9 protein-coding genes are annotated in these 9,716 nt (G+C 59.7%); 6 read left to right on the top strand and 3 right to left on the bottom strand.

The window, feature by feature from the left end; all coding sequences use genetic code 11:
• Positions 1-365 precede the first annotated feature (365 nt).
• From rluB to rnm, 3 genes are read right to left on the bottom strand one after another with little or no spacing between them, the layout of a single operon-like run.
• Positions 366-1,301: a 23S rRNA pseudouridine(2605) synthase RluB gene (rluB, locus tag G364_RS16590; RefSeq protein ID WP_040614648.1), complete on the bottom strand. Its 936-nt coding sequence runs from the start codon at positions 1,299-1,301 to the stop codon at positions 366-368.
• Between the two features lie 9 nt (positions 1,302-1,310).
• Positions 1,311-1,931 carry an L-threonylcarbamoyladenylate synthase gene (locus tag G364_RS0113155; RefSeq protein ID WP_019935613.1) on the bottom strand — a complete coding sequence of 207 codons (621 nt, stop codon included), beginning with the start codon at positions 1,929-1,931 and terminating at the stop codon, positions 1,311-1,313.
• 18 nt (positions 1,932-1,949) lie between these two features.
• On the bottom strand, positions 1,950-2,774 hold the full coding sequence (gene rnm / locus G364_RS0113150; RefSeq protein ID WP_019935612.1) for an RNase RNM: 825 nt from the start codon (positions 2,772-2,774) through the stop codon (positions 1,950-1,952).
• 383 nt (positions 2,775-3,157) lie between these two features.
• Between rnm and G364_RS0113145 the strand changes: the two genes are divergently transcribed.
• Genes G364_RS0113145 through trpA form a run of 6 tightly spaced genes read left to right on the top strand, consistent with a single transcriptional unit; the run spans position 3,158 to position 9,674 of the window.
• The gene (locus G364_RS0113145) at positions 3,158-4,705 is read left to right on the top strand and encodes an anthranilate synthase component 1 (protein ID WP_019935611.1); all 1,548 of its coding nucleotides are present in this window, start codon (positions 3,158-3,160) and stop codon (positions 4,703-4,705) included.
• Positions 4,702-5,298 (top strand): aminodeoxychorismate/anthranilate synthase component II, encoded by a 597-nt coding sequence (locus tag G364_RS0113140; RefSeq protein WP_019935610.1) that lies wholly within the window; start codon positions 4,702-4,704, stop codon positions 5,296-5,298. The genes G364_RS0113145 and G364_RS0113140 overlap by 4 nt, the downstream gene beginning before the upstream one ends.
• On the top strand, positions 5,295-6,302 hold the full coding sequence (trpD, locus tag G364_RS0113135) for an anthranilate phosphoribosyltransferase (RefSeq protein WP_019935609.1): 1,008 nt from the start codon (positions 5,295-5,297) through the stop codon (positions 6,300-6,302). Before G364_RS0113140 ends, trpD begins: the two co-directional genes overlap by 4 nt.
• Positions 6,296-7,681, top strand: a complete 1,386-nt coding sequence (gene trpCF, locus G364_RS0113130) for a bifunctional indole-3-glycerol-phosphate synthase TrpC/phosphoribosylanthranilate isomerase TrpF (protein ID WP_019935608.1) — start codon at positions 6,296-6,298, stop codon at positions 7,679-7,681. Before trpD ends, trpCF begins: the two co-directional genes overlap by 7 nt.
• The gene (gene trpB / locus G364_RS0113125; protein WP_019935607.1) at positions 7,678-8,871 is read left to right on the top strand and encodes a tryptophan synthase subunit beta; all 1,194 of its coding nucleotides are present in this window, start codon (positions 7,678-7,680) and stop codon (positions 8,869-8,871) included. The genes trpCF and trpB overlap by 4 nt, the downstream gene beginning before the upstream one ends.
• Positions 8,868-9,674, top strand: coding sequence for a tryptophan synthase subunit alpha (trpA, locus tag G364_RS0113120; protein ID WP_019935606.1), 807 nt, complete (start codon positions 8,868-8,870; stop codon positions 9,672-9,674). The genes trpB and trpA overlap by 4 nt, the downstream gene beginning before the upstream one ends.
• The last annotated feature ends 42 nt before the right edge of the window (positions 9,675-9,716 follow it).

Here is a 9,716-nt window from a genome sequence, read left to right as displayed (position 1 = left end):
AAACGTTTGAGCAGCAATATCAATGCCGACAAATACACTCATTCCCTTTCCTCTCGCCTCGCTATGGTTCACAATTATCACCGGTTCCCCGACCTCGCACTTCATGCAGTCTCAACCTTGTGATGCGAAGTCCATCTTGATGGCTTCCTGATACTCTTCGAGATAGGCAATGAGGCGGGGGGCCAATCTACGCACGAGGTCAGTAAACACTGCCTCCAGGTTGGGACGGCCTCCCCGGTAACTGGTTTTAACTCTATCAATTCCTGTGCGTTCAACATACAAGGTTGGCGATGAGCGTAGCGAATCACAACCGCGGCCAGGTTCCCTCCCCTTGGCAAGGGGAGGGTCAGGGTGGGGTTCGAAGATTACATCCGCGTTTTGCGCTTCTGCTTTTGCCGCTGGCCCGGCTTGGGGCCACGGGCACCGGTGGGAGCCGGTTTTTTAGGGGCTGCGCCGGTGCCGGCCCCTTTAACACGGGTGTTGTGCTTGCGCACCGCCTTGCGAATGCGGGCTACCTGCTTGAAACGGTCTGGCGCGTTGACATCCACCTTGCTTTCCTGCTCCGGCGGCAGTCCCACTTCCTTGCGCAGGTAGTTCACCTGATCCAGCGCCAGCTCGGCCCAGCCGCCCCGGGGCAGGTTTTTGGGCATTTCAATCTTGCCGTAACGTACCCGCATCAGCCGGCTTACCTGCATGCCCTGAGACTCCCACAGCCGGCGCACTTCCCGGTTGCGGCCTTCCTTCAGGGTAACGTGGAACCAGAGGTTCATGCCCTCGCCGCCGGTGTATTTCAGAGTGTCAAAGCGGGCCTCGCCGTCTTCCAGCATCACGCCCTTGCGCAGCCGCTGCAGCATGGCTTCGTCCACTTCACCAAACACCCGCACCGCGTATTCACGGTCAATTTCATGGCGCGGGTGCATCAGCCGGTTGGCCAGCTCGCCGTCTGTGGTGAACAGCAACAAACCGGAGGTGTTCACATCCAGCCGGCCCACCGCCACCCAGCGGGCGCCCTGCAGCCGCGGCAGACGATCAAATACAGTAGGGCGGCCTTCCGGATCCTTGCGCGTGCTTACCTCACCTTCCGGCTTGTGGTAGGCCAGCACCCGGCACACGATATCGCTTTCGGCCTGGGTTTCCACCACATGACCGTCCAGACGAATGTTCTCGCTGCCGGTGACCCGGTCGCCCAGCACCGCTATCTTGCCGTCCACGCTCACCCGGCCTTGGCTGATCATGGCTTCAATTTCCCGGCGCGAGCCCTTGCCGGCGCGGGCCAGCACTTTTTGCAATTTTTCAGTCATTTTGTTCACTTATTCAAAAGGGGTGATATCGCCGGCACCTTCGCGCACGATCACCGGAGTGTCATCGTAAAGATCCACCACTGTGGTGGGCCGTGAATCGATCACACCGCCATCAATAATCAAATCTACTACCTTTTCCAGCCGGTTACGGATTTCAAAGGGATCATATTCTGCCTCGCTTTCACCGGGCAATATCAGGCTGCAGGACATCAGTGGCTCACCCAGCGCCTCCAGCAGGGCCAGGCTGATAGCATGATTCGGCACCCGCAGACCTATGGTTTTGCGCTTGGGATTCTGCAGCCGCTTGGGCACTTCCTTGGTGGCCCGCAAAATAAAGGTGTAGGCACCCGGCGTGTTATTTTTCATCAGCCGGAATGCAGTATTGTCTACCCGGGCGTAGGCCGACAGCTCGGACAAATCGCGGCACACCAGGGTGAAATTATGATCCTTGTCGATCTGGCGAATGCGGCAGATACGCTCCATGGCGTTCTTGTCGCCTACCAGACAACCGATGGCATAGCCCGAGTCGGTGGGATACACCAGCACACCGCCCTGGCGCACTATGGCCACCGCCTGATTGATCAGCCGTGGCTGAGGATTTTCTGGATGAATTTCAAAAAACTGACTCATGATTCCTCCCGGAATGATTTATAAAAAGCGTTCCCATACAGGAGTGGCTTCTTTGGGCAGCCACAACTGGCGGCCCAGCTCCCGCCACTGACTGGGAAAATGAAAGTCGGAGCCCACGGATGCATCCAGGCCATATTCCCGGCTCCACTTACCCAGCGTGGCACGTTCGTGCGGACTTTGCTGCGCCATAGACACTTCCATGGCATCACCGCCGGCCTCGGCAAAGGCGGTTAACATTTTTCTTATCCACTTGTTGGACAAGTCGTAACGGGTGGGATGGGCCAGCACCGCCACGCCCCCCGCCGCCTGAATGGCACCGATGGCTTCATGCAATGAGCACCAGTCCGGTGGCGCATAGCCGGTGTTACCCCGGCTGATAAATTTCTTAAACACCTTGGCCATGGAGTCGGCCGCGCCCTGCTCCAGCAGCCAGCGTGCCATGTGGGTGCGAGTAATGGCGGCGTCACCGGCCAGGGCTTTGGCCCCCTCATAGGCACCCGGATAGCGGGCCTTTTCCAGCCGTTCCCCCATTAACCGGGCCCGGGCATCACGGCGTGCTGCCTGTTCGCCCAGCAATCGCACCAGACCGGCATGGCCCGGATCCAGGTTCAGACCTACCACATGAATTTCCTTGTGCTCCCACAGCGCCGAGATTTCCACCCCGGTTATCAGGCGTATGCCGTGCTCGTTGGCCGCGGCCTGCGCCTCCGCCAGCCCGGCGGTACTGTCGTGGTCGGTCAGCGCCAGCACATTCACCTCTTTTTCGGCAGCCCGGGCCAGTAGTGCAGCCGGCGTGAGGCTGCCGTCAGAGGCAGTAGAATGGCTGTGCAGATCGATACGCATAAAAAATCCTGTGTTCAGACTTGACTTGAACCCGCAAAAATCGTTTAACTATATCCAGTTTTTCGATTAGCGAGATGAGCGGCATGTTTCAGCAAATTTCCACTATTACCATTTGGTGGTGGCACACTCCCTGACGCGGGTGTGATTTGCTGTGTGCGCTTAACAGTCTCAGCGAAACATGAAAGCCCGCAACTATGCGGGCTTTTTTATTATCCAGCAAAAGGTAACGCGATGAAACCGACCTTTATGAATTTTTGGCGATGGCAATCCGACAACCGGTCTGAACCACTACCGGCATTCGCGTCTGTTACCGACGACGACATTGCCAGCCAGGTCATCAGACAGATTCCTGATGATCAGCATTAACTAAAAAGGAACACCCAATGGCGCAAGGTCAGCTCCACGTTTTATTGCACGATGCACCCTATACCGATGATCCTCTGGCGTTATACGCCGCCCTCAGCCAGCCCGGCGATAACAGCCTGCTGTTTGAGTCTGCCGAAATTGACACCAAGGCCGGCACCCAAAGTTTACTGATGCTCGACGCCTGTGTGCGTCTGGTATGCCACGGCCGCACCGTCACGCTCACTGCCCTGAATGCCAACGGCCTGCCGGCACTGGCGCTGGTTCACAGCGAACTGGGCGGCGAACGCAGCGACACCCGGCTTACCGTGCCCCTGACACAAGCCGATGCCAACCTGGACGAAGACAGCCGCCTGAAAGCGCCTTCAGTGCTGGAAACCATACGTCTTATTCTTACCCGCTTTGACGCCGACCGCGGCCAGCAGCATCTGTTTATGGCCGGCACCTTTGCCTACGATCTGATTGCCGCCACCGAGCGTCTGCCCGACGTGACCGAGGGCATTAACCACTGCCCCGACTTTTGTTTTTATCTGGCGGAAACCCTGATCACCCTGGATCACGTCAACGAGCAATGCCATCTGGCCGCCTGCGCCTTTGATGCCGGCGAACAAACGCGCCTGCAGGAACGTCTGAACAAACTGGCTGCTGCCTGCGCCGAGCGCCACAGCCGCCCTGCAGCCAATACAACCTTAACCGGCAAGGTGAAAGCCAGCAAAAGCGACGCCGAATTCCGCGCCGATGTGGAGCGGCTCAAGGGCAATATAGTGGCCGGCGACATTTTTCAGGTAGTGCCCTCGCGCTGCTTTACCCTGCCCTGCCCCAGCCCGCTGGCGGCCTACGGCACGCTCAAGCAGACCAACCCCAGCCCCTACATGTTCTATGTGAACGATGAAGACTTTATTCTGTTTGGTGCCAGCCCCGAAAGCTCGGTAAAGTTTGACCATGCCAGCCGTCAGGTGGAAATGTATCCCATTGCCGGCACCCGCCGCCGGGGCTTCAACCCCGATGGCAGCATCAACCTGGATCTGGACGGCCGCATTGAGCTGGACCTGCGCCAGGACGCAAAGGAAACCGCCGAGCATCTGATGCTGGTGGATCTGGCCCGCAACGACATTGCCCGCATCAGCGAGCCCGGCAGCCGCTATGTAAAAGATCTGCTGAGCGTGGATCGCTACAGCCATGTGATGCATCTGGTGTCCCGGGTAGTAGGGACTCTGCGTGCCGATCTCGACGCCCTGCACGGCTATCAGGCCTGTATGAACATGGGCACCCTGACCGGCGCGCCCAAAATTCGCGCCAGTGAGCTTATTCGCGAGGTAGAAGGCCAGCGCCGGGGCAGCTACGGCGGTGCCGTGGGTTATGTCAACGGCCTGGGCGACATGGACACCTGTATTGTTATTCGCTCCGCCTTTGTAAGCGCTGGTCAGGCCCACGTGCAGGCCGGTGCCGGCGTGGTGTATGACTCGGATCCGCAGGCAGAAGCCGACGAAACCCGCAACAAGGCGGCGGCAGTGCTCAATGCCATCGCTCTTTCCCACGGCACCACACTGGCGGAGGTGAGCCCATGAGCCAGACCATTTTCCTGCTCGACAACTACGACTCCTTTACCTACAACCTGGTGGATCAGTTCCGCTCGCTGGGTGCCACCGTCAACATTTACCGCAACACAGTGCCGGTGGCCCAGCTGCTGACCGCCATGGAGCAGGCCGACAACCCGGTGCTGGTGCTCTCCCCCGGTCCGGGCAAGCCCAGTGACGCCGGCAATATGCCGATACTCATCAAGGAATGTCTGGGTCATGTTCCCATTCTCGGCATCTGCCTTGGCCATCAGGCGCTGGTAGAGCATTACGGCGGCAAAGTAACCAGCGCAGGTGAAATCAAACATGGCAAAAGCTCCATGATCAGCCACAGCGGTGACGGTGCCTTTGCCGGCCTTGCCAATCCGCTGCCGGTGGCCCGTTACCACTCTTTGGTGGGCACCGATATTCCCGCCGGCCTGGAAGTGATTGCCGACTTTCACGGCATGACCATGGCGGTACAGGACAAGGCCAACCGGGTGCTGGGCTTTCAGTTTCATCCCGAATCCATTATGACCACGGACGGGGCTCGCCTGCTGGCCCAGAGCCTGACATTTATCAGCAACAAGGAGAATGCCGCATGAGCCAGGCCATGGAGCAACTTTACCGGGGCGAAAACATCAGCCGGGAACAGGCCCACGCCCTGTTTGAGCAAGTGATGAGCGGCGATATGGATCCGATAGTGCTGTCTTCCCTGCTGACCGCATTAAAAATGAAAGGTGAAACCTCCGACGAGATCGCCGGTGCCGCCAGCGCTCTGCTGGCCGCTGCCAAACCCTTTCCGCGCCCCGACTATGCCTTTTGTGACATAGTGGGCACCGGCGGCGACGGCATGAACACCATTAACGTCTCCACTACCTCGGCGCTGGTGGCCGCCGCCTGCGGCATCAAGGTGGCCAAGCACGGCAACCGGGGCGTGTCGTCCAAATCCGGCTCGTCCGATCTGCTGGAGCAGCTCGGCATTCGCCTGGACTTAAATCCGGAACAGGCCCGTCGCTGCCTGGACGACACCAATGTGTGCTTTTTGTTTGCGCCTCACTACCACGGCGGCATTCGCCATGCCATGCCGGTGCGCCAGGCCCTGAAAACCCGCACCATCTTTAACGTGCTGGGCCCGCTCATTAACCCGGCCCGCCCCGGCTTTATGCTGCTTGGCGTCTACAGCCCGGCACTGGTGCGCCCCATTGCCGACACCCTGGTGGCCATGGGCCTTGAGCGCGGCATGGTGGTGCACGGCAGTGGTCTGGATGAAATTGCCATTCACGGCAGCACTCACATTGCCGAGATCAATAAGGGTGACATCACCGAATATGACATCACCCCGGAAGCGCTGGGGCTGGAGCGTCATGATATCAGCGCCATTGAAGGCGGTGAACCGGCAGAAAACCGCCTGATCACCGAGGCACTGCTGGCCGGCGAAGGCACCCTGGCGCAGCAGAGCGTGATTGCCATGAACGTAGCACCGCTGCTGGTAATGAGCGGTCAGGTGGAAAACCTCAAGCAGGGCGTGGAGCGGGCGCTGTCCGTGTTAAGATCCGGCCGTGCCATGGATGTAGCCAAACAACTGGCGGAGTTGAGTCAATGCTGAATACAGTGCTCGGCAAAATCGTTGCCGACAAAAAAATCTGGGTGGAAGCGCGCAAGCAAAGCCAGCCGCTGGCAAGCTTTGAAGCCGGCCTCACCCCCAGTGATCGCCCCTTTGCCGAGGCCCTGGCCGCCGGCAAGCCGGCCTTTATTCTGGAGTGCAAAAAAGCCTCGCCGTCCAAAGGCCTGATTCGCGAAGTGTTCGACCTGGACGCCATTGCCGGCGTCTATGGCCGCTACGCCTCGGCCATTTCGGTGCTCACCGACGAGAAATACTTTCAGGGTCGTTTTGAGTTTGTCACGCAAGTGCGCAACCAGGTCACCCAGCCGGTGATCTGCAAGGACTTTATTATCGACCCTTACCAGATCAAGCTGGCCCGACATTACCAGGCCGACGCCATTCTGCTGATGTTGTCGGTACTGAATGACGAAGAATATGCATCCCTTGCCGCCGTGGCCGAGTCCCTCAACATGGGTGTGCTCACCGAAGTGATCGACGAAGATGAAGTGGCCCGCGCCCTGAAGTTGGGCGCCAGGGTCATTGGCATCAACAACCGGGATCTGCGGGACCTCAGCATCGATCTCGACCGCACCAAACGGCTGGCGGCACTGATCCCCGACGACCGTATCGTGATTTCCGAATCGGGCATTTATCACCACGGCCAGACCAAGGCCCTGTCGGCCCATGCCGACGGCTTTCTGGTGGGCAGCTCGCTGATGGCCGAAGACGATCTGGAACTGGCGGTGCGCCGGCTGATCCTGGGTGACAACAAGGTCTGCGGCCTGACTCAGCCCGAAGACGCCGCCGCCGCGTTTGATGCCGGTGCCGTGTATGGCGGCCTGATTTTTGTGGCCAAAAGCCCCCGCTGCGTAAGCCTTGATCAGGCCCGCCGCGTAATGGCCGGTGCCCCGCTTCACTATGTGGGCGTATTTCAGAATCATCCCATAGACGAGGTGGTTGCTACCGCGCAGGAGCTGAACCTTTCTGCGGTGCAACTGCACGGCGATGAGAACGACGCCATTATAGATGCGCTGAAAGCCCGGCTACCCGGCGTGGCCATCTGGAAAGCGGTGGCAGTCAGCGATGCGCTGCCGGCTCTGCCCGAGCACGCCGACCGGCTGCTGTTCGACACCAAAGTCGGCAACCAAAGCGGCGGCACCGGCCTGGCCTTTGACTGGGCGCTTTTGAACGACATCGACAAGGCCACTGCCATGCTGGCCGGGGGCCTCACCCCCGACAACGCCGCCACCGCAGCAAGCCAGGGCTACCTTGGCCTGGACTTTAACTCCGGCGTAGAAAGCGCCCCCGGCCAAAAAGACGCTACCAAACTCAAGGCGGCCTTTGCCACCATCAGACATTACGGACACAGGACACAAAAATGAGCTTACTTAACCCCTTTTTTGGTGATTTTGGCGGCATGTATGTGCCGCAGATCCTGATGCCGGCGCTGCTGCAACTGGAGCAGGCCTTTGTGGATGCCCAGCAGGATCCGGAATTTGACCGCGAGTTTCGCGAGCTGCTGGCGGAATATGCCGGCCGCCCTACCCCGCTCACCCGGGTGCGTAATCTAGCCAGCAACACCAAGACCCGCATCTATCTCAAGCGGGAAGATTTGCTGCACGGCGGTGCCCACAAAACCAATCAGGTACTGGGCCAGGCGCTGCTGGCCAAGCGCATGGGCAAAAAACGCATTATTGCCGAAACCGGTGCCGGCCAGCACGGCGTGGCCACGGCGCTGGCCTGCGCGCTGATGGACATGGAATGCATCGTCTATATGGGTGCCAAAGACTGCGAGCGGCAAAAGCCCAACGTCTTTCGTATGCAGCTGATGGGTGCCAAGGTAATACCGGTGCATGCCGGCTCCGCTACCCTGAAAGACGCCTGTAACGAGGCGCTGCGCGACTGGACCGCCAACTATGACACCACCCACTATATGCTGGGCACCGCCGCCGGCCCCCATCCCTTCCCCACCATAGTGCGGGAATTTCAGCGCATGATTGGCGAAGAAGCCAAGGTGCAAATTGTAGAGCACGAAGCGCGCCTGCCCGATGCAGTCATCGCCTGCGTGGGCGGCGGCTCCAACGCCATTGGCATGTTTGCCGACTTTATTGAAGAAGAAAACGTCAAACTCATTGGCGTGGAGCCGGCGGGCAAGGGTATTGAAACCGGCGAACACGGTGCCACTTTGGGTGAAGGCACCAAGGGCGTGTTCTTTGGCATGCTCTCCCTGATGATGCACGACACCGACGGTCAGGTGGAAGAGTCCTACTCCGTCTCTGCCGGCCTCGATTTTCCCTCGGTTGGCCCGCAACATGCCTACCTGGCCACTACCGGCCGGGCTCAGTATGTGTCGGTGACCGATGATGAAGCTCTGGATGCTTTTCAGGCCCTGGCCCGTAACGAAGGTATTATTCCGGCGCTGGAGTCGTCCCACGCCCTGGCCTATGCATTGAAACTGGCCGAAGCCGAGCCGGAAAAAGAACAAGTCCTGGTGGTTAACCTGTCCGGCCGTGGCGACAAGGACATCTTTACCGTGGCCGATATTCTGGAGCAAAAAGGAGAAATGAAATGAGCCGCTACCAGCAACTGTTCCAGCGCCTGAACACCGCCAATGAAGGGGCCTTTGTGCCCTTCGTAACCCTGGGTGACCCCACGCCTGAGCAGTCGCTCAAGGTGATTGACGCCCTGGTGGCCGGCGGTGCCGATGCGCTGGAGCTGGGCATTCCCTTCTCCGATCCGGTGGCCGACGGCCCCACCATTCAGGCTGCCACCCTGCGCGCCCGGGAAGCCGGCACCCGCACACAAACCTGCTTTGACATGCTCAGACAGGTGCGGGAAAAATACCCCGAGCTGCCTATTGGCCTGCTGGTGTATGCCAACCTGGTATACGCACCGGGCATGGACAGCTTCTACTCCCGCGCCGCCGACGCCGGGGTAGACTCTGTGCTGGTGGCCGACGTGCCACTGGAAATGGCCGGCCCCTTCAAGGCTGCCGCCGACAAGGCCGGTATTGAAAGTATTTATATCGCCCCGCCCAACGGCAGTGAAGCTACTCTCAAGGCGATTGCACAGGCTGGCTCCGGCTATACCTATCTGCTGAGCCGCGCCGGTGTCACCGGCACCGAAACCAGGGCCGGCGCGCCGGTGAACACCCTGTTGGCCACCCTGGCCAAGTACGACGCGCCGCCGTCGCTGCTCGGCTTTGGGATCTCCAGCCCCGAGCAGGTGCGCGACGCCATTGCCGCCGGTGCTGCCGGTGCCATCTCCGGCTCCGCCGTGGTGAAGATCATTGAGCAGCACCTGGACCAGCCCCAGGCCATGACAGACGCCCTTACCGCCTTTGTAAAAGAGATGAAGGCCGCGACCAGGAAGTAAGCCACGCTTCCGTCACCCCCGCGAAGGCAGGGGGGCCATAAA

Source organism: Oceanimonas smirnovii ATCC BAA-899, from assembly GCF_000381965.1.
Classification (GTDB): domain Bacteria; phylum Pseudomonadota; class Gammaproteobacteria; order Enterobacterales; family Aeromonadaceae; genus Oceanimonas; species Oceanimonas smirnovii.
This window is presented reverse-complemented; position numbering and strand designations above follow the sequence as displayed.

Coding starts and splice junctions, on each gene's coding strand:
- rluB (WP_040614648.1), bottom strand. CDS start 1,301: ATGACTGAAAAATTGCAAAAAGTGCTGGCCCGCGCCGGCAAGGGCTCG.
- G364_RS0113155 (WP_019935613.1), bottom strand. CDS start 1,931: ATGAGTCAGTTTTTTGAAATTCATCCAGAAAATCCTCAGCCACGGCTG.
- rnm (WP_019935612.1), bottom strand. CDS start 2,774: ATGCGTATCGATCTGCACAGCCATTCTACTGCCTCTGACGGCAGCCTC.
- G364_RS0113145 (WP_019935611.1), top strand. CDS start 3,158: ATGGCGCAAGGTCAGCTCCACGTTTTATTGCACGATGCACCCTATACC.
- G364_RS0113140 (WP_019935610.1), top strand. CDS start 4,702: ATGAGCCAGACCATTTTCCTGCTCGACAACTACGACTCCTTTACCTAC.
- trpD (WP_019935609.1), top strand. CDS start 5,295: ATGAGCCAGGCCATGGAGCAACTTTACCGGGGCGAAAACATCAGCCGG.
- trpCF (WP_019935608.1), top strand. CDS start 6,296: ATGCTGAATACAGTGCTCGGCAAAATCGTTGCCGACAAAAAAATCTGG.
- trpB (WP_019935607.1), top strand. CDS start 7,678: ATGAGCTTACTTAACCCCTTTTTTGGTGATTTTGGCGGCATGTATGTG.
- trpA (WP_019935606.1), top strand. CDS start 8,868: ATGAGCCGCTACCAGCAACTGTTCCAGCGCCTGAACACCGCCAATGAA.